Origin of the sequence: Mycolicibacterium sp. 624, assembly GCF_040548615.1 — a bacterium.
In the GTDB taxonomy this organism is placed as follows: domain Bacteria; phylum Actinomycetota; class Actinomycetes; order Mycobacteriales; family Mycobacteriaceae; genus Mycobacterium.
In genome coordinates, this window is sequence record NZ_JBEPRZ010000001.1 from 695,001 (window position 1) to 717,901 (window position 22,901).

The window sequence follows — 22,901 nt, forward strand, 5'->3', positions numbered from 1 at the left end:
CTATGGACCATTGAGTGGTTCAATTACAATTCCGCCTGACCTGATCGGTTAAGATCGAGGTCAACGACGGGAAGGACATCCACCCATGACTAGTTCTGCTGGCATAGAACTCAGCCGGGTACGGCAGGTCCCCGCTCACGAACTGGTCGTCGAGCAGATCCGTCGCGCCTTGGAGCTGGGCCGATTCAAGTCAGGCGACAAGCTGCCCTCGGAGCGCGAGTTGTCCGAGATGCTCGACGTTTCAAGAACCACCGTTCGCGCGGCGGTGACGATGCTGGAGCGAGAGGGTCTGGTCTCGGTGAAACGAGGTCGCAACGGCGGCGTCACCGTCGCCACCCACCCGCACGCCGGCGCCGCCACACGGCGGGCAATGCGCGAGAACCGCGCTTTGTTGGGCAACGCCTTCGACTACCGCGTGATCGTGGAGTCGGGTGCCGCACGCCTGGCCGCTGAGCGCCGACGCGCCGGGGACGTCGCTCAACTTCGCAAGCTGTTGTCAGCCATGGACGCCCACATCGCGCGGGCACAAGAGGGAGACCCGTCGCCGCACCTCGTCACCGAGTGGCAATCATTGGATTCAGCGTTTCACCTCAAGATCGCAGAGGCGTGTCGCAACGATTATCTGTTCGATGCCGTGGCGAACGCCCGCCGTACGATGTGGTTCCCCGTCGGAGCGATCTTTCATCACATTGAGCCCAACGCGAACGACTACCACGATGCCATCGTCGATGCCATCGAGAATCGCGACGAGGAACTCGCAGCGGGGACGATGACCGAACACATAAATACAACCCGCCACACGCTCGAGTCTTGGCTGCGCCAGCGATAGACAGTTGGCATCGGGCGTTAGCCCGGCGACCACGTCGTGGGACGCGGCCGCCGGGTGTTCTGCCTCGCACGCGAGAGCTAATCTCGGATCAGTTTGCGGGCTCCGGGTACGTCGTTGTCGTATGAAGTCTCCGCGGGTTGGTCGACTGGCTCTTCATCGAAGACCGTCCTGCCGATCCGGTTGTAGACATCCGGCTTGACCCTGCGCAGGTAGTACGCCACCGCCATGGACCCGAACAGCAGAGTCACGACGATCCACGGAATCGCCTTGAAGAGCGGAGACTCGGCCGCGCTGCCAGCCGCTGCGGCCATGTTCGAGATCATCAGATAGATCACGAAGACCATGCCCAGTCCACCGACGATCGGACACACCAGCGTTCGCCACACTCCGGCGGTCTCCGGATGCTGCCGTTTGACGTGGAAGTACGTGATGACCGAGATCGAGCACAACACCTGCACGACCAGCAAGCACAGCGTCGCGGTGATCGCCACCAGGGTGAACAGGGTCAGGTAGGGATCGGAGTTCGTCAGAATGGCGACGACCACGAGCAGGACGGTGATGGCCGACTGTACGAGGGACGCGATCCACGGCGACCCATGACGCGGATGCGCGAGTCCGAGTCGAGGCCACAGCAGCCGATCACGGCCGAACGCGAACAGATAACGGCTCGCAGCATTGTGGATGGCCAGTGCGCACGCGAATGTTCCACCGAGTACCAACAGCTTGAATACCGTCACCGCCCAGGGCCCGACGTATTCACGCGCCGGGGTGTACAGCAATTCGAAGGGGTCAGCCCCTGATGCCAGGTCGATGGACTGCTGGGACCCATTGGCGCTGATGACCGCCCACGCGATGAAGGTGTAGAACACCCCGATGCCGATGACCGCAATAAGGGTGGCCCTCGGAACGATGCGCTTGGGATCCTTCGACTCCTCGCCGTATATCGCAGTGGCCTCGAACCCGACCCAAGACCAAAAGGCCATGAGCAAGCCCAAGCCGACGGCGCCGTTCGTCACGCCGTTGGTGTCGAACGCAGCAGTGGGCAGCAGGGAACTCCAGGCGATCCCGGGCCCCCGTACGAGCCCACCGACGGCCGTGATCGTGAGGATCGCGATCTCGCACACCAACGCCACACCAAGCACCTTGGCGGCCAGCGACACATCCTTGTGCGAAAGAAGCGCGATGGCGACGATTGCGACGAAACCGTATACCCACCAGGGTCCGTTGACGTCCAGGTAGGTTGACGCTGCCTGCTGAGCAAACGCAGAGAACACGCCGATGACGCCCGCTTCCATGATCACGTAGACGAACATCGACATGACGCCGGCCGCAAGGCCAGGAATGCGGGACCATCCCCGTGAGACGAAGGTGTAAAAGGCACCGGCGGCCGTGATGTGACGCGCAAGCGCCACGAACCCCACGCTGAAGATCGTTAGCACCACGGTGGCGATGATGAAACCCGCAGGAGCCCCCGCGCCATTCCCAAAGCCAACGGCAACTGGGAGATTGGCCGTCATAGCCGAGATGGGCGCCGAGAACGCCACCACCATGAACACCACGCCGGCCAGGCCGACGGCTCCTCGCTTCAGCGTATGAGAGGTTCCCTCTCCCAAGGGCGTTGAACCCGAGCTTGTTTCCTCAACGCTCACGTTGATCCTTTCTCCGGGCTGCCACCCGTTTATGCGACTGGACTTAAAGGGTGAACTAGTAGACCATATATGTGACTCACTGCACACCCCCAAAAGATCGGCCACGCTCGACGGATCGAGACAAAGGGTTAAAACCCCATTGACTAGTCCTTTATGCTCTAGTGTGGTTGGTTGCAGTGGCCTTCGAGCCAGACGCGAACCCCACCGGCGGGTCTGCGCCACCGCCGCCTCAGGGGTGCGCGACTCTGAGACGTTGCAACCCGCCTAGACCACAACCTGCAGAGAACGCATTTGTGGCTAGCCGGTTATGGAAGGAGCTGGTGTGACAGATTCTCGGCAGCCCGCAGTCGCCGTCACCTTGGACTTCGAGGTGTTCGAGCGGTACCACCATTGGCGGGAGATGCTCGGCGGAATCGTCACCTCAGGTGCGTCTCCGTTAACCATCGACTGCCGCCACCCTCGAACGGATCTCGAGCACCTCATTGGCATGGTCGACGGCTTGATTCTGCTCGGCGGTTCTGACGTCAATCCCGAGCTGTACGGGGGCGACGGCGCAGATCCACTGGTCAATGCAGCTCCGCGCGCATTGGACGACAACGAGATGGCCGCCCTGCACATCGCTCTGCGCCGAGGCATACCGGTACTTGCGGTCTGCCGCGGCGCGCAGCTCACCAATGTCGCGTTGGATGGAACGCTGTTTGCAGATCTCGTGCGCGATCGCCCCAGCCACGTCGTCCATCGCACCAAGGAAGAGGATCTCGACGGAGCGGCCCACAACGTGGATATCCATCCGGACACGCTCTTGGCCACATGGCTAGGTGGCGCGGGGCGAATTCCGGTCAACAGCTACCACCACCAAGGCTTCGCCACCCTGGCGCCAAGCGTGCGCGCTGCGGCGACTGCCGAGGACGGACTAGTCGAAGCATTCGAGATCGCCGCGGCGAATCTCGTTGCCGTCCAGTGGCACCCCGAGATCCTGTGGCCGAGCGATGTCCACTCCGCGAACCTCATGCGCAGCTTCGTCGAATGTTGCGCCGATCGATCTCGCCTCAACACCGCACGCTCCTGAACCCCTGAAGGAAGGACCAACGATGAACGAGCTTGACGTCCCACTGACCCCGTTGCGGTTTCTCGACCGCTCCGCGTCTGTCTTTCCCGACAAGGTTGCGGTGATCGACGGCCACCGTCACCTCACCTACTCCGACCTGGCAGCGCGCGTAACCCGCTTGGCGCACGCCGTGCGAGCGTCCGGCGTACAGCCGGGCGAACGTGTCGCCTACCTGGCCTCGAACTCTGCCGAGATGCTCGCGGCGCACTTCGCGATCCCATTGGCAGGCAACGTCCTCGTGGCCGTGAATACCCGGCTTGCGCCTCCCGAGGTCAAGTACATCTGTGATCACTCTGAGGCCAGGCTCCTCTTCGCCGACGGCGCGCATCTGCAGCGAGTAGGTCTGCACGTCAACGACTTCCGCACGGTCGGTGAGATTATCGAGCTACCTGATGCCGACGGTGCCGACGGGCACACGGGGACTGCCACGACGTACTCGAGCTTTCTGGATCGCGGCACCGACGAGCCACTGCCGTGGGAGACGGACGACGAGAGCGCCACCATTGCGATCAACTACACCTCCGGCACGACTGGACGCCCGAAGGGGGTGATGTACACGCACCGCGGTGCCTACCTCAACGCACTCAACCAGGTCGTCCACAACGGGTTCACGGCCGACACCCGCTACCTGTGGACGCTGCCGATGTTCCACTGCAATGGTTGGTGCAATCCGTGGGCCGTCACCGCCACCGCAGGCGTGCACCTGTGTCTGCGCGCCGTTCGGGCGGACGCGATGTGGCAGGCCATCGACGACCACGATGTCACCCACCTCAGCGGTGCTCCGATCGTCCTCGACACCCTGACCAATGCCTCAGAAGCCCACCCGATTCACCACAACCTGACAATCACCACAGCCGGCGCGCCGCCTAGTCCGGCCACCATCGAGGCGGTGCGCTCGCTGGGGGCCACTGTGGTTCACGTCTACGGACTCACTGAGACCTACGGCCCGTACTCAATCTGTGAAATCCAGCCCAACTGGCGTGATTTGAGCCCAGACGAGCTGTCCGCTCGCCTCGCCCGCCAGGGCGTCGGCATGCTGTGCTCCGAAGCCATGCGGGTGGTCCGCACCACATCCGATCCCGAGAGCCCACTGGTCGACGTCGATCCCGACGGAACGGAGATGGGCGAGATCGTCATGCGCGGCAACATCGTCATGAAGGGCTACTACCTCGAGCCAGAACTGACCAGTCGCGCATTCGCAGGGGGTTGGTTTCACTCCGGTGACCTCGGTGTCAGACACCCCGACGGCTACGTCCAACTATTCGATAGAGCCAAGGACGTGATCATCTCCGGCGGCGAGAACATCTCATCCGTCGAAGTCGAGCAGGCGTTGATGTCTCATCCGGCCGTTCGCGACGTCGCCGTCGTCGGCATACCCGACGAGAGGTGGGGCGAGCGGCCGAAGGCGTACGTCGTCACCATGGCAGATGCTCACGTCACGCAAGACGACATGATCGACCACCTAAAGGCGCGGATCGCTGCCTATAAGGCCCCACGCGAGATTCAGTTCGTGGCGGAGATACCCAAGACATCGACGGGCAAGACGCTGAAGACGGTGCTACGGACTTCCGGATGGAGCGAGTCCACGACACGAATACAGGGCTGAGCTCGACGAACACCGCAACGAAATCAACCACTTCCCCTCTAGAACAGGACGTTGACATGACGCAGGACCAGAACCGCCGTATGTTGCTAACCACCCGCCCCGTGTGGACGCTGAAGCAGTCCGACTTCACACTCGAGACGTCGCCGGTCGCGGCTCCTGGCCCGGGGGAAGTGGTCGTGAGGGTCCTCTGGCTGGCGTTCGACCCGGCGATGCGCGGATGGATGAACGACGGTCCGTCCTACGCTCCCCCGGTACCACTGGGTGACATCATGCGGGGTCACGCCGTTGGCGAGGTCATCGCGAGCGCCGATACCGACTTCCCCGAGGGCACGCTGGTCCATGGCAACTTCGGATGGCAGAACTACGCACTATGCCGGACTGCCGGAGGCACCGTCGGCACGCTCGAACACGTCCATGGCAACACGGGTGAGCTGCCGGAGGCACACAAGGTGCCTTCCGGAATCCCCCCAACGGCAGTCCTTGGTGTCCTCGGCACCACCGGGCTGACCGCATACTTCGGGATGCTCGGGTTGGGCCGACCGAAGCCGGGCGATGTCGTCCTCGTCTCAGGTGCCGCCGGCGCGACCGGCACTGTCGCGGGGCAGCTCGCCAGGTTGGCGGGGGCGACAACGATCGGCATTGCCGGCGGTCCGGAGAAGACCCGGTGGCTGACCGAGGTCGCCCGGTTCGACGCCGCGATCGACTACAAGTCTCAGAACATCAAGGAAGCCATCGCCGAGCTGGCGCCTGGCGGTGTGAACGTCTTCTACGACAACGTTGGCGGACAAGTGTTGGAAGCCGGTATCAGTAATACCGCGCAACGCGGCACAGTCGTGTTGTGCGGCGGAATCTCGAGCGGATACTCCAACGAAGCCACCGCTTACGGGCCGACGAACCTGTCCACCATCACCGTGCGCAGCGCCACGATGCTCGGCTTCATCGTCACCGACTTCCTCGACCAGTTCGGCGAAGCGGCCGACCGCCTCGCCGCATGGGTCCGCGACGGTGACCTCGTTTGGGTCGACGACATCCAGAACGGCGCTATCGACGATGCCCCCGAGATCCTCAACCGGCTCTTCGACGGCAAGAACTTCGGCAAGCAACTATTGCAGATAGCCCAACGCTCAACACCGTGATTCCTGGAACGAAAGGACCGCCAGTAGCGGCTGATTCGTGAGCAACTGAACTGCATCCATCCTCAATCCTAGGAAAAGGCAAGTGTGTACTGCATAGACCTGAGCGGAAAGCGCGCGGTGGTTGTCGGCGGAACCTCAGGCATCGGTCGGGCCACGGCCGAGCTGCTGGCGTCCGCGGGCGCCGAGGTCATCACCCTGTCTCGGCGAGCGCAACCGGCCATCACTACTGGCGACGAGGTCCGAGCGCGGATATCGCATCGCGTACTCGACGTCGCCGATCCCGCCGCGGTAAAGCGAGTGTTCGCCGAGATTGCTGCAGAGGGGGGTGTGGATATCTCGATACACAGCGCAGCCGTCGTGATCCCCGCGGCCGCAACCGACACCGATGACGATCTCTGGCGCCACCACATGACCATCAACGTGGACGGAGTGTTCTACACAGTCCGAGAAACGTTGCACCACATGGTCACTGCCGGGCGGGGCGGCAGAGTCGTCATCATCGGGTCAGTTTCGGGCCTGGTCGGCAGCCCCGGCTTCACCGCATACTGCGCCTCGAAGGGGTTGCTCATCAACCTGACCCGACAACTCGCGGTTGAACACGCGGCGCTCGGGATCAACGTCAACTCCGTCTTACCCGGATTCACCAACACCGAGATGACCGACATCTACGACTCAAACACCAAAGCAGCAATTGCAGCGGCCATTCCTGCACAGGCATGGGCAACGCCAGATCAGATCGCACACGCAGTGCTCTTCCTGTCCTCGCGACTGGCCGACTACGTGCACGGGATCAACTTGCCGGTGGACGGTGGGTACTTGGCCGCCGGCCCGGCCTGATGGCAGGTCAAACACACGTCACTGCACTGCCAATACAGGAGATAACGCGATGCCAACCCTGGCCGTCCGGGCCTACACCGATTCTCTGTCCTACGAGCGAGGCCAGACCGTCAGCGTGCACGTGAGCGCTGATGCGCCAGTCGACATCCGACTGATTCGCCTGCAAAGCTCCAGCGCATCCGACACCAGCCTGGACCTTAACGTCGACTGGCAGCACGCGGGCCGCTATCCGGCCTCTCTCCAACAGACGTGTGTCGGTTCCTTCTTGCTTGGCGAGCTGAGCCACCTGACACCGCCGAGCAGTGGAGCAGTCACGTTGGGCGCATTCGTCTGGTCCGCGAACCATTCATCGGAGCCGGTGCAGACCCTGCTCTCTCTGTCTGGGGGCCCAGCACTTCGCCTCCATCACGGCCACGTGGCGCTCGTCGACGCCGACGACGCTCTTCTCGTACAAGGCCCCCGGCTCGCCGATCACCAATGGCACCTGGTGATGGCAACACTCACTCCGACCGAGGCCCGCATTGTCGTCACACCAGAAGATCCTCTGCGGGGCGTCGACGCGAACGCCACGGCCAGTTATGCGCCCGGCCACATCCCGCTCACAGGACCGGTTACCGTCGGCGCCCGCCAAGGCCGCGCGGTGGTCACCGCACCCGGAGGCGCCTGGGGGCTCGCCGTCGAAAGTTTCAACGGCAAGTTGGAAGATCCATTCGTCAGCACTGCCGCCCTGCAGGAAACCGACGCAAAGGCGCTGGTGCGTGGCGACATCAGCATCGAGCAGCTGGAACTGGTAGCGGGATGGCGACTGTCCTTCCAACACGGCGACGATCCCGCCGTGGCCACCGCCCTGGCACCAGGTCAAAGGCCCGGAGTGCTCGTCAACGGGCCGGGCCGCGGTGTCACGGGTAGACACTTCACCGGCCGTAGCCTCGATTTCACGGCGTCACCCGGCGAGTACGCCGCCGTGCACTTCCACAGCACCGACCTGTTCGACGCCGGGTGGGACAGCGTGCTGACCGCCGACCTACCCGAGGACCTAGCCAGCGGCGTGTATGCGATCGTCGTCGAGAACAACCACGGCAGCGACACGGTGCCGATCACTGTGGTCCCGCGGCCCACCGACCCCCGCAACAAGGTACTGGTCGTACTGCCCACGTTCACCTACCTCGCCTACGCGAACGAGACCCTGTTCAACGGACTCGACTCAAGCGCCATGACCGACAAACACGTCGCCATCGAGGAGGCCGACCTGGCGCACGTCGGCGACGCATCGTTCGGGCTGTCGATGTACGACACCCACCCAGACGGCAGCGGCGTCATGCTGTCCTCGGCACGCCGACACATCGTGAACATGCGCCGCGGCTACCGAATGTGGCTCATTGATGCCGGCCGGTCGTTCTCGTCGGACATGTACCTCATCGAGTGGCTTGCTCGACGCGGCATCGACGCCGACGTCATCACCGACCTCGAAGTCCACGAACGCGGCGCTGACTACCTCGAGCCCTACGCTGCGGTGATCTCCGGCTCGCACCCCGAATACACCTCCGAGGAGATGCTCGACGCACTCACCGACTATCGCGACAACGGCGGAGGACTTCTCTATCTCGGCGGTAACGGATGGTACTGGGTCACAGGCGTTCTCAGCACCAGCCCGCTCACAGTCGAGATTCGGCGCGGGCACGCAGGCATCCGCTGCTGGGAGTCATATCCGGGTGAAATCACGCTGATGTCGACCGGCTTACCAGGCGGATTATGGCGACACCGCGGCCGCGCCCCGCAAGAACTGGCCGGTGTCGGATTCGCAGCCCAGGGCTGGGGTCGATCCGAACCCTATTACCTCTCCAATGCAGCCGCAGATCCCACATGGGCATGGATTCTCGACGGCGTACAGGAAGATCCTATTGGCGATTACGGTGCAGTGATGGGGGGCGCTGCGGGCGACGAGATAGACAGAGTCGACGTCGCACTCGGAACGCCAGCCCATGCCGTTGTGCTCGCCTCCTCCCGCGGCCACTCGAACTTCTATCAACGTGTCCTCGAGGAGATCGGGATGAACTTGCCCGATCACGGTGGCGGTCAACAAGACCCGGAGGTCCACGCCGACATCGTCTACTTCAGGACCCCACACGGTGGAGAGGTGTTCTCCACCGGCTCTATCGCCTGGTCCGGCTCGCTGCTACACGCGAACACGAACAACGGAGTCTCAAGGATGACCGAGAACGTCATTACGGCATTCGTCAGCCGACGAAGTTAGATCTGCGCAGCACCGAACCCCTCATTCCCCGGTGGGGCGCTCAGCCCACGCCATGATCGGCAGTTCGGCATCCGGGTGCGAGCCGAGCGCAAACGACCACCGTGCCGCTGGCCGTCGCGAACGTGGTGCTGACGTAGCCGAGAAGACCGTAGTGCCGTCAATGGTCGAGACGGCGGTGACGCCTCTACGATTGTGGAATAGAGCGCACCGCCAGGCTCAGTAGGCCGTATTCGGCTCTGGCCACCAGTCGGAACGCTCGATCGGCGTGGCTGGACGACCCGTAACCCGCTCCACAACGTCCGTGAGTGCCGAGACGTCACCGCGCGCAATCGCCTGATACCACGAGATCCACGCTTCGATCTGATTGCCATCGATGCCCTGCTTCCAGCGACGGCTGAACGCCTCTTCGAGCGTTTCGGCGTGATAGCGGAACGGCCGCCCGGTCGCCGTGGCGATTCGCGCGACCGCTTGCTCCAGGGTGAGCAATTCGGGCCCGGTGACTTCAAGAATCGCGCCGTCGTGTTCGGTACTGGAGTCCAGTGCCACGGCGGCCACGACTGCGGCGATATCGCCGTGCGTGACGAACGCCGCTTGCCCAGTTCCGCCCGGCCCGCTGATCACCAGATCCTCATCTGCGAGCGCGGCCGGCGTCGCCGCGTAGAAGCCCGCGCGAAAAATGGTGTGGCGCAGACCGGTTCCGACGATGAACTGCTCGGTGAGCCAGTGGTCGCGTGCGTTGCGGTACGTCGCGACGGGCCCCGCCCCCAGCAGCGAGACATAGAGAACCCGTTCGACACCGACCGCGAGTGCCGCCTCAACCGCGCTCGCATGCTCCTCCAGGCGCCGACCGGTCGGGTGTCCCGAGATGAGCACCAGAGTCGACGCGCCGTCCAGCGCGCGCCGCATGGCCGCGGAATCGGAGTACTCGGCAGGCCCCCGGTGTTGGGCACTTGCCAGTTGCGGCAGACCGGTCGGGTTGCGCGCCACCAGCAGTTGCGGAACGTCGCGTTTGGCAAGTTCCGCCGCAATTCGGCTGCCCAACGCTCCCGTGGCGCCGGTGACGGCGACAGTCTCATTGAATTGTTGGCCCATGGGGGACTCCTCGGTCGCGGATTGGATGCCACCCGCAAGGTACGATGGCTTTCGTACACGAGGCTAGCCATGCGTCAGGTACGACGCAAGTCGTACCTGGGTGAGGGGATGTGATGACGCTAGGAGCTGTGCTGTCGGCACTGGCAGATCCGCACCGCAGAGGCGTCATCGCCGAACTGGCGGCGGCGAGCGCCGACACTGAACGCACCTGCTCGTCATTTGCGCTACCGGTCACTAAATCGACTGCTACGCATCACTTTCGAGTTCTCAACGACTCCGGGCTCATACAGTTGACCGACTACGGCAACCGCAAAGGTGTGCTACTGCGACGGGCAGACATCGACCGGGAGTTTCCGGGGCTCCTGTCCTTGTTGGTTGCCGAACGCAGCCAATAGCCCGGGGCTCACGGCGCAGGAGGGACAACCGGAGGCGCGAAGTCGAAGGTCATTCCGAGCAGCCACACCAGGGCCAGCACCACCGGCAGGTGGAAGATGAACTGTAGGAACGTGAATCCGACCAAATCACGGGCCCGCAGGCCGAGCACCGCCAACAGAGGCAGCATGAAGAACGGATTGATCAGGTTGGGCAGCGCTTCGGCCACGTTGTAGATCTGAACCGTCCAGCCCAGGTTCATCTGGACATCGGTGGCCGACTGCATGACGTAGGGTGCCTCGACCAACCACTTGCCGCCGCCGGATGGGACGAAGAGACCCAGCACCACGGTGTAGAGGGCGATGACGACCGCGAAGGCCCCGCCGCCCACGCTCGTGAACACCTGCGCCAGCTGATCCGAGACGGTGTGGCCGCCGCGGCCCTCCGCCTTGGTGAGGATCGCCGCCATGGCGGCGTACAGCGGGAACTGAACAAGGATGCCGCCTGTCGCAGGCACGGCCTTGGCGACGGCCTGCAGGAACTTGCGTGGTGTGCCGTGCAGTACCAGTCCCAGGATGAGAAAGACCAGCAGATACCCGTTGAGGCTGCTGACGACGGTCAGCACTGGCTTGGTGACCAGCTGGGAGATCAGCCACCCCAACGTCATCAGACCCGCCAGCACCGGCAGGACACGGCTGTACTCAAGCCACTCCCCCGGCCGCGAGCGTGGTGGCACCTCCTCGGTCCGGTCGTCGAGGTCCACCTCCAGATCCTCGGCGGTCTTGATGGCCGCGCCCCTCGGTGCGGAGAAGTGAGCGATGGCCACGGTCAGCGCGATGAGGATGGCGCATGTGAGGAGGGACTGCCACGTGAAGATCGTCGTGCCGAAGTCGAGAACCCCGGTGATCTTCAGTAGCTCATCGGGCAGCGAACTGGCGGTTGCCTGCAACTGAGCGGCCGAGGATGACATCCCCAGGGCCCACACCGCGCCCAGCCCCATAAAGGCCGCGGCGCCGAGCGCACGGTAGTCCACCCGCAGATCGGTTCGACGGGCGATGGCCCGGGCCAGCAGACCACCGAACACCAGGCTGAGCCCCCAGTTCAGGAACGAGACCGACATAGACAGGAACGCAACGAAACTCACCGCGGTCCTTGCCGACTGCGGCACGGTGGCGAGGCGATCGATCAGCCTGGCCACCGGCGGGCTCGTGGCGACGACATATCCGGTCAGCACCACCATGGCCATCTGCAAAGTGAAGGCGGTCAGATCCCAGAAGCCGTCGCCGAAGGCATTCGCGACGGTCTGCGGAGAGGACCCGTTGACCAGTGCGGCGACGGTGACGACGAAGACACCGGCCAGGGCGACGACGTAGGCGTCGGGGAACCACTTCTCCGTCCAACCGGCCAGCGACTGGGCGACCCGCGCCAAGCCCTTCTCGGAGCGAGAATCTGCAGTGGCAGTGGTCATCCCGCCCCATTCCTCTTCTCATCGCCCGGCCCTCCCCATCGGAGGCTGAGCTTCGGCTGCGCCAGTTGTTCAGTATCGCGCCGTGCGGTCGAGGAGGTCGGAGAAACGACGCATCGCGGCGAGCAGAGTCTCAAGCCGTGACGCGCAGTTCAGCACGCGCCGTCCGGCTGAGTTGCCGTCTGCGCGGTCCTGGGGCGTCGACGGGTCAGGCGGCGAGGACTGCCGTGCCGTACCAATGGCACAGCAACAGAGCAACTTCCACGTCGAGCCTGTCGTCGGTGATCGGTCGGCCTCGGCGCTCGATCGCACGCGCCACTCGATACTTCACCGAGTTGAAGTGCAGGTGCAGCTCCCCGGCGGCAGCCTTGTAGCTCGATCCCGCGCGCAGGAACACCCGCAGGGTCTCACGGAGGCGTTCGTCGGCCGCACTGGCCGACGCCAGCGGTCCGAGGACCTCGGCCGCCCAGACCCGCGCCTCATCCAGATTGCCTCCAGCCAGGCCGGCCAGCATCAGCCCCGACTCGGCGGCGCTGATCGCCCGAGCAGGGTAGGCACCCGCCGCGGTCAGCACCGCACGGGCAAGCTGCGCCTGTCGGTGCGAACGGCGAAACCCCGCCACCCCCGGTAGGGGCCGGCCCGCGGCGACGTGCAGCGTCGCGTCGGCGGGAGCAGGCAGTACCGGGGCGGATTCGGATTCCACCGGTATCCAGGCCCACCCCGTCAACCGGTCCGCCGAGACGAACAGGGCGCGGTCACGGGCACCCAGTTTGGCGGCATAGTCCTGCACGTACCGCTCCATGACACCGAGTTCATTCTGATCATTGGATTCCTCGAACCACAGCACCAGAGCCAGGTGGGTTCGCCGCAAGGGGTAGCGCAGCGCCGTCGAGGTCGCGTCGATGTCGACGTCGTCGTCACTCTCCAGCACACCGCGAATCACCTCGGCTTGCAGACGGTTTCGGCTCTCCTGCCAGCGGTCGTACTCGTTCTGGTAGGTGCTGAGCACCTGCTGGGTGATCCAGTCGATATAGCGGAACGTCACGGCGAGGATCTCCTCGAAGACATCGAGCTGACGTTGTGCGTCAAGATCGGAGTCGCGGATCTCCTTGAGCAGGATCTTGAGCACCTCCTGGTGGCCGATCCGGTAGGCGCGCACCAGCGCATTAGCCGACACGTCGCGCTGGGCAAGCCGCCGCGCGTACTCCAGGGCCGCCGTCGGCGCCTCCACGTGCTCCACCGGGATGCTGTGGCGGATCGCCGAGAAGACGGTGTCGATGTTCGCGGCGACGTTGTCCCGCATCAATTGCACAAGCTGCGCGTCGCCATGCAGGTCGGCGATCTCATCCATCAGGACGCGCTGGGTGTGGGCCGTGACCTCATCGAGCTTGGCGGCCAGCCGACCCACCACCGCCGCAGCGGATTCAGCCACTGAATCGCCGTCACTTCGCTGGGCCATGCCCGCAGCGTACTTGTCTCCAGGAGACAAAGGGAGAGACGCGGTTGGTGCCCCAAGGACGTCGTTTTCGGTTCACCCGGTTCATAGCGTTGTCCTGAGCGGTTCTGCGCGCCGCAGCCGTCACCGACAGCCCTGGAGCAGCTCATGTCCATCGCAGCAGAGTTCGACACGGCGACGGCACTGCCCGAGCGCCGCCCGCTGCCAGACCCGGGTGCCCCGGTGCCCGGGCTTGCCCTCCCGACCGTGGCGCTCCTCGTCGTCGGGTGGACGGCATTCCTGGGCTCGACGGTCGGGTACATCCAGGGCTGGATGCCCGCTGCGGCCACCATCGCGATCAATGCCGTGGTCACGTTCGTGATGTTCACGGTGACCCACGACGCCATCCACTACGCGATCAGCAGCACACGCTGGGTCAACGGTGTGGTCGGGCGGATGGCGTGGCTGCTGGTGGTGCCGATCATCTCCTTCCCCACCTACGCGTTCGTCCACATCGAGCACCACCGGAACTCCAACGACGACGAGAACGACCCCGATGCCTGGGCCTCACATTCGCGGTGGTGGCAGATGCCGCTGCGCTGGCCGTTCCCCGAGGTGTTGTACGGCAGGTTCATCCTGCGCACGCTGCGGAGCCGCCCGAAACCCGAGGTCGCCGAGACCCTGGGACTGTTGATCCTGTGCGTGGTTGGGCTGGGCGTCGCGATCGGCACCGGCAATCTCGCGACGCTCGCGGTGGTGTTCCTGATCCCCCAGCGCATCGGGCTCATCGTCTTGGTGTGGTGGTTCGACTGGCTGCCGCATCATGGACTGGCCGACACCGAGCGCAGCAATCGCTACGGCGCGACCCGGGCCCGCGTGGGCATGGAGTGGCTGTACACCCCGCTGATGCTCGCGCAGAACTACCACCTGGTGCACCACCTGCACCCGTCGGTGCCGTTCTACCGGTACCGGAAAACCTGGCAGCGCAACGAAGAGGCCTACCTGGAGCGCGATGCCGCGATCACCACGGTGTTCGGCCAGCACCTCAACCCCGCGGAGTACCGGGAGTGGAAGCGGCTCAACAGCAGGCTCGGCCGGGTGGTGCCGGTCTACATGCCGCCGCGGTCGAGCGCCCCGCACGCAGTGCTGCACCGCATCCCGGTGGCCTCGGTGGACCCGATCACGGAGGACAGCACCCTGGTGACGTTCGCCGTGCCCGAGACGCTGCGCGATGAGTTCCGGTTCGAGCCCGGCCAGCACGTGACCGTCCGCACCGATCTCGGTGGTGTGGGGGTTCGTCGCAGCTACTCGATCTGCGCGCCCGCCACCCGCGCTCAGCTGCGGATTGCGGTCAAACACATTCCCGGGGGCGCGTTCTCGAGTTTCGTTGCCAACGACCTGCGGGCCGGTGACGTCCTGGAGCTGATGACTCCCACAGGCAGGTTCGGCACTCCGCTGGATCCGCTGGCACGACGGCACTATGTGGGGCTGGTGGCCGGCAGCGGAATCACACCGGTGCTGTCGATCCTGGAAACGGTGCTGGAGATCGAGACCGAGAGCCGGTTCACCCTGATCTACGGCAACCGCACCAAGGACTCGACGATGTTCCGGCACGATCTCGCCCGGCTGGAATCCCGCTACGCCGACCGGCTGGAAGTCAGGCACGTGCTGAGCGACGAGCCGCTGCACACCCCCGCGTTTCGCGGCCGGATCGACGGGGACAAGCTCCAGCGCTGGCTGACCACCGACCTGCGGCCCCACACCGTCGACGAGTGGTTCCTGTGCGGCCCGATCGACATGAGTACCGCCGCCCGGGACACGCTGACCGGTCATGGCGTCGCCGTGGAGCGTATCCACACGGAACTGTTCACCGGCTACTCCCCCGGCAGCACCACCAATGGTGACTATGACGCTGCCACAGTCACTTTCACCCTGTCCGGACGGCAGGCGACGGTCGATCTTGCGCCCGGGGAGTCCATCCTGGAGGGCGCCCTGCAGACCCGGAGTGACGCCCCCTACTCCTGCATGGGCGGTGCGTGCGGCACGTGCCGCGCCAAGCTCGTCTCCGGCACGGTCGTGATGGACCAGAACTTCGCGCTCGGACCCGCCGAACTGGATGCCGGCTATGTGCTGACCTGTCAGGCGCATCCGACAAGCCCGACCGTCTCGGTCGACTACGACGCATAAAAGCCAGCTCCGTACCCATAGCCTGGGTGCGTGGACACGGACAGGGGCGGGGCTGCCGACGTCGAGCTGATCACGCGGGTGCGCCACGAGCTCGCCGCCGCGGGTGATCCGGACCGCGCACCGCTGATGCAGAGGTACATGAAATCGGCGATGCCGTTCCACGGTGTCCGCCTCCCCGAGGTGCGTCGCATCTGTCGGACGGTCTTCGACACACACCGCCTCGACTCGGAGGAGTCGCTCGATGACACCGTCGGGCAGTTGTTCACCGCGGCAGATTTCCGAGAAGAGCGTTACGCCGCAATTCAACTCGCCCGATACCGGCTGTACCGGCGATACCAGACCCCGGCCAGGTTTCCGCTGTACCGCACTCTGATCATCACCGGGGCGTGGTGGGACACCGTCGACGAGATCGCCGCGAACCTGATCGGTCCCATCCTCGCGTCGCATCCCGGTCAGGTGCGATCCACCCTCGTCGCGTGGGCGACCGACCCGGACCTCTGGCTGCGCCGAACCGCGGTCATCGCTCAGCTGGGGGCGAAGCACCACACCGACCTGGAGCTGCTCACACTCGCGATCGACGCCAACGCCGCCGACACCGACTTCTTCATCCGCAAGGCGATCGGATGGGCGCTGCGGCAATACGCCAGGACCGACCCGGCGTGGGTTCGGGCGTTCGTCGAGACGCGCGAGCATCGGCTCAGCGGGCTCTCGAAGCGAGAGGCGTGCAAGCATCTCGGACCGTGACGCGCACCTGCAGGGATGCGCTGGATGTCGCCCCGGCCGTCTACCATTCCTCCGGCACCCCTCCCGGCTTTGATTGAAAGGACGAGCAGTGAGTTACACCGCCGCCGACATCACCGAACTCGATGATGTCCAGCACACACGCCTGCGGCCGGCGGTGAACCTGGGTCTCGACGTGCTCAACACCGCACTGCGTGAGCTGGTGGACAACGCGATCGAAGAGGTCGCCGATCCCAGCCACGGCGGAACCACTGTGACGATCACCCTGCACGACGACGGCTCGGTCAGCGTCGCCGACGACGGCCGCGGCCTGCCCGTCGACTCGGACCCGGTGACCGGGAAGAACGGCATCGTCAAGACGCTGGGTACCGCGCGCGCCGGTGGCAAGTTCTCCGCGCATACCGACGCGGCCAGCACAGGCGCCGGACTGAACGGTATCGGCGCCGCGGCGGCGGTGTTCATCTCCGCACGGACCGACGTGACGGTGCGCCGGGCCGGAAAGACCTATCTACAGAGTTTCGGCAGCGGCTACCCCGGCGTGTTCGACGGTAAGGACTTCGACCCGAACGCCCCGTTCACCCGCGCCGACGCGCAGAAACTGCGCGGCGCCGGCAACCGCAAGCCCGACGCGCACGGCACGACGGTCCGCATCCTGTTCGACCCGACCGTGGTGCCGGATTCCAGCGTGGACGTCAACGAGGTGCTGCTGCGGGCGCACGCCGCGGCGCGGATGTCGCCGGGGGTGCACCTGATCGTCGCCGACGAGGGCTGGCCCGGCGAGGAGGTCCGGCCCGAGTTGATCGAGCCGTTCAGCGGCCCGTGGGGCACCGACACGTTGCTCGACCTGATGTGCGCCGCCGCCGGCACTCCCGCGCCAGGTGTGCGGGCTGTCGTGGAGGGCCGCGGTCAGTACACCACCGGGCGCGGCCCCACCCCCTTCCGCTGGTCATTGACCGCGGGACCTGCCGAACCGGCAACCGTGGCCGCGTTCTGCAACACCGTGCGCACCCCCGGCGGTGGATCGCATCTGACGGCCGCCGTCAAGGGGCTGTCCGAAGCGTTGGCCGACCGCGCCTCCCGGATCCGCGACCTGGGCCTCGCCAAGGGCGAGGATGGCCCGGAGCCACAGGACTTCGCCGCGGTGACCGCGCTTGCTGTCGATACCCGCGCGCCCGACGTGGCATGGGACTCACAGGCCAAGACCGCGGTGTCGTCGCGATCGCTGAACGTGGCGATGGCCCCGGACGTGGCGCGCGGCGTCACCATCTGGGCGGCCAACCCCTCCAATGGCGACACCGTGTCGCTGTGGACCAAGCTCGCTCTGGAGGCGGCCCGCGCGCGACGCAGCGCAGAGGGCGCGAAGGCCCGCTCCCGCGCGGCGTCGAAGGCCAAGGGGCTGGGTACGAATCTGTCGCTGCCGACGAAGCTGCTGCCCAGCAGGGAGACCGGACGCGGATCGGGTGCCGAGCTGTTCGTGTGCGAGGGCGACTCCGCGCTGAGCACCATCAAAGCGGCGCGAGACGCCACCTTCCAGGCGGCCTTCCCGCTGAAGGGCAAGCCGCCCAACGTGTACGGGTTCACCCTGAACAAGGCCCGGGTCAAGGATGAGTTCGACTCGATCGAACGCATCCTGGGTTGCGGGGTGCGTGACCACTGTGACCCGGAACTGTGCCGTTACGACCGGATCCTGTTCGCCTCCGACGCCGACCCCGACGGCGGCAACATCAACTCCAGCCTGATCTCGATGTTCCTGGACTTCTACCGGCCACTCATCGAAGCCGGGATGGTCTACGTGACGCTGCCGCCGCTGTTCGTCGTCAAGGACGGCACAGAGCGGATCTACTGCCAGGACGAGTCCGAGCGCGATGCCGCTGTGGCGCAGTTGAAGGCCACCTCCAAGCGCAAGGTGGAGGTGCAGCGCAACAAGGGACTCGGCGAGATGGACGCCGAGGACTTCTGGAACACCGTGCTGGATCCGCACCGCCGCACCGTGATTCGGGTGCATCTCGACGACGGTGAGGCCAAGCTGCACCACACTCTGTTCGGCGGGCCGCCAGAGGGTCGGCGCACGTGGATGGCCGATATCGCCTCCCGCGTCGACACCACTGCGCTCGACCTCAGCTAGGAGACTTGGAAAACCATGGCACCCGCCACCCTAGATGTTCCTGAGCAGAATCCTGACCTGGTGCTCGACCAGAGCGCCGATGACTACTGGAACCACTACCAGCTGACCTTCGCGCTCTACAGCGTCAGCGATCGCGCCATCCCGTCCGCGTTCGACGGGCTCAAGCCGGGTCAGCGACGGCTGCTCTACCAGATGCACGACTCGAAACTGCTGCCCGGCAACAAGCCGCAGAAATCCTCGAAGGTCTGCTCCGCGGTCACCGGCAACCTGCACCCGCACGGTGGCGCGTCGATGTACGGGGCCGCGGCGCTGATGGCCGCCGACTTCCAGCGCGTGAAAGTCATTGACGGGCAAGGCGCATTCCCTCGCATCCAAGGTGACATTCCCGCGGCCGACCGCTACACCGAGATGCGGTTGTCCGCACCCGGTGCCGCGCTGACCGCCGAACTCGATGATCACGCGGTGCCGATGGTGGCGACGTTCGACGGCGAGTGGACCGAGCCGACGATGCTGCCGGCTCAGTGGCCGGTGCTGCTCTGCAACGGCGCCGTGGGCATTGCCGAGGGCTGGGCCACCAAGGTGCCCGCCCACAATCCGCGCGAGATCATGGCTGCCTGCCGAGCGCTGCTGGCCAGACCCAACACCACCGACGACACATTGATGAAGCTCATTCCCGGCCCTGACTGGGGATGCGGGGCCACCGTGGTCGGCACGGCCGGGCTGCGGGAGTACATCACCACCGGCCGGGGCGCGTTCACGGTGCGCGGCACCGTGTCGATCGACGGGAAGAACGTCATCGTCACCGAGCTACCGCCCGGTGTCGCGAGTAACACGGTGCAAGAGAGAATCCGGGCGCTGGTCGAGTCCGGCGAGATGTCGGGCGTCGCCGATATGTCCGATCTCACCGACCGCCGCAACGGACTGCGCATCGTGGTCACCGCCAAGCGCGGCCACAGCGCCGAGACGATCCGCGACCAGCTGCTCGCCCTGACGCCGCTGGAATCGACGTTCGCGGCCAGCCTGGTCGCGCTCGACGAGGACCGGGTGCCGCGCTGGTGGTCGGTGCGTGAGCTCATCGGCGCGTTCCTGCGCCTGCGTGACTCCGTGGTGCTGCACCGTAGCGAGTATCGGCTGGACAAGGTCACCGCGCGGCGCCATCTGGTGGCGGGCCTGATGAAGATCCACCTGGACATCGACGCCGCTGTGGCGGTGATTCGTGGGTCCGACACCGTCGATGAGGCACGGCAGGGACTGCAGGAGCGGTTCAAGATCGACGAAGAGCAAGCCAATTATGTTTTGGCACTGCAACTTCGACGGCTGACGAAACTCGACGTCATCGAACTACAGGCCGAGGCCGACAAACTGGACGCCGAGTTCGCGGCGCTGACGGAGTTGGTGTCCAACCCCGATGCGCGCCGCAAGGTGATCGATCAGGAGTTGGTGGAGACCGCAAAACTGTTCAAGGGCCCCGAGTTCGACCGTCGCACCGTGCTGGACCTCGAGGCCACCCCCGTGACGGCCGGCTCCGACGACGACGGACCCCGCGAACGCAAGGTCAACACCGCCTGGCGCCTCGATGACCGGGGCGTGTTCTCCGATAGCCACGGTGAACTGCTCACCTCGGGTCTGGGCTGGGCGGTGTGGACCGACGGGCGAATCAAGTTCACCACCGGCGGCGGGCTGCCGTTCAAGATCCGCGACATCCCGGTGGCCCCGGACATCACCGGCCTGCTGGGCTCAGGCGTGTTGGCGCCCGGTTCCCATCTCGCGCTGGTGACCCGACGCGGGAAGGTGCTGCGCATCGACCCCGCCGCGGTGAATCCGCAGGGCGCGGCCGGAAACGGGGTGGCCGGGGTGAAGCTGGCGGCCGACGACGACGCGGTCATCGCCGCACTGCCGCTCACGTGTGAGAACGGCGAGGCGATCCTGTCCATCTCCGAAAGGGGCTGGAAGGTAACCGAAGTCGCCGATATCCCGGTGAAGGGCCGCGGCGGCGCCGGCGTCGGGTTCCACCCGTTCGTCAACGGCGAGGGCGCCCTGCTCTCGGCGTCGGTCTCCGCAACCGGGTTCGTGCGCGGCAAGAGAGCGGTGCGGGCCGAGAATCGCGCGAAGGCCTCGGTCAAGGGCTCCGGCGGGGACGTGACACCGGCCGGCTAGACCGCGCGGAATAGGTCCCGCGGGCCAGACGTTGGCCCACGCAGATGGACCCACCACACGGAGGCGACGTATGAGGATCGGAATCATCGGAGCAGGGCAGATTGGCGGCACGCTGGTGCGTCGACTGCGCGAACTCGGGCATGAGGTGAACGTGTCGAACTCGCGTTCTCCTGAGACACTGGCAGACCTCGCGGACGAAACGGGCGCGACGGCAGTATGGGCCAAGGACGCCGCCGCCGATGCGGACCTCGTCGTGGTCAGCATTCCGCAGAAGAATGTTCCCGACCTCGCCGACGGAATCGTCGATGCCCGCAAGCCGGGCGCCCCTGTGATCGAGACCAACAACTACTACCCCCAACAGCGCGACGGTGAGATCGCGGCGATCGAGGACGGTCAGGTCGAGAGCGCGTGGGTCGCGGAGCAGATCGGTGCGCCGGTGCACAAGGTGTTCAACGGGATCTGGTGGAAGCATCTGCTCGAGAAGGGCACGCCCAGCGGCACACCGAACCGCATCGCTCTCCCGATCGCCGGCGACGACGGGCCGGGCCGTGAACTGGTCCACGGCATCGTCGAACAACTCGGGTTCGAGCCCATCGATGCCGGTCCGATTTCTGAGTCGTGGCGCCAGCAGCCCGGAACACCGGTGTACGGCAAGGATTTCGATGCGGACGGCACACGCACGGCGCTCGCGGAGGCGACGCCCGAGCGGACCTCCGAATGGAGCGCGCGCACGGCGTGAGTCGGTTCCCGGCACCGCGTCGCCTGCCCCACCGTCATCGCCGCTCTTTCCCTGCTGAGGGGACGGTCGTAGGCTGGCGGTGATGCTGGACAGATCTGAGATCCGGTTCCTTCCCCTCGGCGCCCGCCGCGTGGCGTATGAGATACGCGGCAATGGTCCACCAGTCGTCGCTCCGGCGTGGTGGGTGAGCCACCTCGAACTCGACTGGCAGAGCGCAGGCTTTCGACGCTTCTGGCAGGGCATCGCGGATGAGCACACACTGATCCGCTACGACCGGCTCGGCGTTGGAATGTCCGACCGCACGGTGCGGGAGTCGGATCTGACCATCGACGGAGAGGTCGCGACGTTGCGCGCCCTCCTCGACGAGCTTGAACTCGAACGCGTGTCACTCATCGGCGGCTCCTGCGGGAGCTGCACCGCCGTCGCCTTTGCTGCAATGTTTCCGGAGCGCGTCGACCGCCTGGTGCTCTACGGGTCGTACTCCGACGGTGCGGCGATTGCGGCGCCGAGCGTGACGGACGCGATTCTGGCAGCCGTGCGCGCGCACTGGGGGCTCGGCTCACGCCTGCTCAGCGACCTCTTCCTGGGCGGTGCCGAGCCAGCGGAGCACGAGCGCTTCGCACGATTCCAGCGCGAGGCGGCGACGGCCGAGACCGCTGCCGCGTTGTTGGAGTTCGTCTATCGCCTTGACGTCCGCGGGTACCTTCCCCAGGTCCGTCAGCCGGCTCTGGTCGTGCATCGTCGGGACGACCGCGCCGTGCCCTACCGGCTGGGTCGTGAGGTCGCGGCCGCGATTCCGGGCGCGACGTTCATCCCGCTGCAGGGGAGCGCGCACTTCCCCTGGCACGGTGATGCGGACTCCGTCGTGCGCGCTTGCCGCGAAGGGCTGGCACCCGAGCAGACATCGCACGAGGAAGCCGAACCGGAGAAGGTTCTGCTGTCCAATCGTGAGCGTGAGATTCTTGCCTGCGTCGCAAGGGGTCTCAGCGATCGCGAGATTGCCGAGCACCTGGTGTTGAGTTCGCACACCGTTCACCGCCACGTCGCGAACATCCGCCGCAAGCTCGGGCGCACCTCGCGGACGGCCGCTGTCGCCGAGGCCGCGCGTCTCGGACTTCTGTGAGGTAGCCCGAAGGGGCCATCAGCCAAAGATGGCCGTTTCGGGCGAT

Annotated in this window: 17 protein-coding genes; 13 read left to right on the forward strand and 4 right to left on the reverse strand. The window is 65.5% G+C overall.

Annotated features, from left to right (window positions below):
- Positions 1-85: 85 nt before the first annotated feature.
- Positions 86-829 (forward strand): FadR/GntR family transcriptional regulator, encoded by a 744-nt coding sequence (locus tag ABIA65_RS03105; RefSeq protein WP_241402032.1) that lies wholly within the window; start codon positions 86-88, stop codon positions 827-829.
- 77 nt (positions 830-906) lie between these two features.
- Here ABIA65_RS03105 and ABIA65_RS03110 read toward each other — a convergent pair whose 3' ends face one another.
- Complete coding sequence (locus ABIA65_RS03110; RefSeq protein ID WP_241402033.1) at positions 907-2,478, reverse strand: APC family permease; 1,572 nt, start codon at positions 2,476-2,478, stop codon at positions 907-909.
- A 322-nt stretch (positions 2,479-2,800) separates the two neighbouring features.
- Between ABIA65_RS03110 and ABIA65_RS03115 the strand changes: the two genes are divergently transcribed.
- From ABIA65_RS03115 to ABIA65_RS03135, 5 genes are all read left to right on the forward strand, one after another.
- Positions 2,801-3,547 carry a gamma-glutamyl-gamma-aminobutyrate hydrolase family protein gene (locus ABIA65_RS03115; protein WP_354522574.1) on the forward strand — a complete coding sequence of 249 codons (747 nt, stop codon included), beginning with the start codon at positions 2,801-2,803 and terminating at the stop codon, positions 3,545-3,547.
- 22 nt (positions 3,548-3,569) lie between these two features.
- Positions 3,570-5,192: an AMP-binding protein gene (locus ABIA65_RS03120; protein WP_241402035.1), complete on the forward strand. Its 1,623-nt coding sequence runs from the start codon at positions 3,570-3,572 to the stop codon at positions 5,190-5,192.
- A gap of 56 nt (positions 5,193-5,248) precedes the next feature.
- Positions 5,249-6,328 (forward strand): NADP-dependent oxidoreductase, encoded by a 1,080-nt coding sequence (locus ABIA65_RS03125; protein ID WP_241402036.1) that lies wholly within the window; start codon positions 5,249-5,251, stop codon positions 6,326-6,328.
- Positions 6,329-6,412: 84 nt separating this feature from the next.
- On the forward strand, positions 6,413-7,165 hold the full coding sequence (locus tag ABIA65_RS03130; protein WP_354522576.1) for an SDR family NAD(P)-dependent oxidoreductase: 753 nt from the start codon (positions 6,413-6,415) through the stop codon (positions 7,163-7,165).
- Between the two features lie 49 nt (positions 7,166-7,214).
- On the forward strand, positions 7,215-9,419 hold the full coding sequence (locus ABIA65_RS03135; protein ID WP_354522577.1) for a N,N-dimethylformamidase beta subunit family domain-containing protein: 2,205 nt from the start codon (positions 7,215-7,217) through the stop codon (positions 9,417-9,419).
- A gap of 216 nt (positions 9,420-9,635) precedes the next feature.
- Here ABIA65_RS03135 and ABIA65_RS03140 read toward each other — a convergent pair whose 3' ends face one another.
- Positions 9,636-10,511: an NmrA family NAD(P)-binding protein gene (locus ABIA65_RS03140; protein ID WP_354522578.1), complete on the reverse strand. Its 876-nt coding sequence runs from the start codon at positions 10,509-10,511 to the stop codon at positions 9,636-9,638.
- Positions 10,512-10,639: 128 nt separating this feature from the next.
- On the opposite strand from ABIA65_RS03140, the gene ABIA65_RS03145 reads away from it, so the two are divergent.
- The gene (locus tag ABIA65_RS03145) at positions 10,640-10,906 is read left to right on the forward strand and encodes an ArsR/SmtB family transcription factor (RefSeq protein WP_241402040.1); all 267 of its coding nucleotides are present in this window, start codon (positions 10,640-10,642) and stop codon (positions 10,904-10,906) included.
- An 8-nt stretch (positions 10,907-10,914) separates the two neighbouring features.
- Here the strand turns inward: ABIA65_RS03145 and ABIA65_RS03150 are convergent, their stop codons facing one another.
- Complete coding sequence (locus tag ABIA65_RS03150) at positions 10,915-12,351, reverse strand: short-chain fatty acid transporter (RefSeq protein ID WP_354522579.1); 1,437 nt, start codon at positions 12,349-12,351, stop codon at positions 10,915-10,917.
- A 205-nt stretch (positions 12,352-12,556) separates the two neighbouring features.
- Positions 12,557-13,807, reverse strand: a complete 1,251-nt coding sequence (locus tag ABIA65_RS03155) for a PucR family transcriptional regulator (RefSeq protein ID WP_354522580.1) — start codon at positions 13,805-13,807, stop codon at positions 12,557-12,559.
- Positions 13,808-13,951: 144 nt separating this feature from the next.
- Here ABIA65_RS03155 and ABIA65_RS03160 point away from each other — a divergent pair, with 144 nt between their 5' ends.
- The 6 genes from ABIA65_RS03160 to ABIA65_RS03185 all read left to right on the forward strand — a co-directional run bounded on the left by ABIA65_RS03160 (position 13,952) and on the right by ABIA65_RS03185 (position 22,855).
- The gene (locus ABIA65_RS03160) at positions 13,952-15,970 is read left to right on the forward strand and encodes a fatty acid desaturase (RefSeq protein WP_354522582.1); all 2,019 of its coding nucleotides are present in this window, start codon (positions 13,952-13,954) and stop codon (positions 15,968-15,970) included.
- 30 nt (positions 15,971-16,000) lie between these two features.
- The gene (locus ABIA65_RS03165; RefSeq protein WP_354522583.1) at positions 16,001-16,714 is read left to right on the forward strand and encodes a DNA alkylation repair protein; all 714 of its coding nucleotides are present in this window, start codon (positions 16,001-16,003) and stop codon (positions 16,712-16,714) included.
- An 88-nt stretch (positions 16,715-16,802) separates the two neighbouring features.
- On the forward strand, positions 16,803-18,836 hold the full coding sequence (locus ABIA65_RS03170) for a toprim domain-containing protein (RefSeq protein ID WP_354522584.1): 2,034 nt from the start codon (positions 16,803-16,805) through the stop codon (positions 18,834-18,836).
- A gap of 15 nt (positions 18,837-18,851) precedes the next feature.
- The gene (locus ABIA65_RS03175) at positions 18,852-20,993 is read left to right on the forward strand and encodes a DNA gyrase subunit A (RefSeq protein WP_354522586.1); all 2,142 of its coding nucleotides are present in this window, start codon (positions 18,852-18,854) and stop codon (positions 20,991-20,993) included.
- Positions 20,994-21,024: 31 nt separating this feature from the next.
- Positions 21,025-21,732 (forward strand): NADPH-dependent F420 reductase, encoded by a 708-nt coding sequence (locus tag ABIA65_RS03180; protein WP_354522587.1) that lies wholly within the window; start codon positions 21,025-21,027, stop codon positions 21,730-21,732.
- Positions 21,733-21,814: 82 nt separating this feature from the next.
- Complete coding sequence (locus ABIA65_RS03185; protein WP_354522588.1) at positions 21,815-22,855, forward strand: alpha/beta fold hydrolase; 1,041 nt, start codon at positions 21,815-21,817, stop codon at positions 22,853-22,855.
- The last annotated feature ends 46 nt before the right edge of the window (positions 22,856-22,901 follow it).

Bases quoted from the DNA above. Each gene is read 5' to 3' on its own strand.
- ABIA65_RS03105 (WP_241402032.1), top strand. From the start codon at position 86: ATGACTAGTTCTGCTGGCATAGAACTCAGCCGGGTACGGCAGGTCCCC.
- ABIA65_RS03120 (WP_241402035.1), top strand. From the start codon at position 3,570: ATGAACGAGCTTGACGTCCCACTGACCCCGTTGCGGTTTCTCGACCGC.
- ABIA65_RS03125 (WP_241402036.1), top strand. From the start codon at position 5,249: ATGACGCAGGACCAGAACCGCCGTATGTTGCTAACCACCCGCCCCGTG.
- ABIA65_RS03135 (WP_354522577.1), top strand. From the start codon at position 7,215: ATGCCAACCCTGGCCGTCCGGGCCTACACCGATTCTCTGTCCTACGAG.
- ABIA65_RS03140 (WP_354522578.1), bottom strand. From the start codon at position 10,511: ATGGGCCAACAATTCAATGAGACTGTCGCCGTCACCGGCGCCACGGGA.
- ABIA65_RS03150 (WP_354522579.1), bottom strand. From the start codon at position 12,351: ATGACCACTGCCACTGCAGATTCTCGCTCCGAGAAGGGCTTGGCGCGG.
- ABIA65_RS03155 (WP_354522580.1), bottom strand. From the start codon at position 13,807: ATGGCCCAGCGAAGTGACGGCGATTCAGTGGCTGAATCCGCTGCGGCG.
- ABIA65_RS03160 (WP_354522582.1), top strand. From the start codon at position 13,952: ATGTCCATCGCAGCAGAGTTCGACACGGCGACGGCACTGCCCGAGCGC.
- ABIA65_RS03175 (WP_354522586.1), top strand. From the start codon at position 18,852: ATGGCACCCGCCACCCTAGATGTTCCTGAGCAGAATCCTGACCTGGTG.
- ABIA65_RS03185 (WP_354522588.1), top strand. From the start codon at position 21,815: ATGCTGGACAGATCTGAGATCCGGTTCCTTCCCCTCGGCGCCCGCCGC.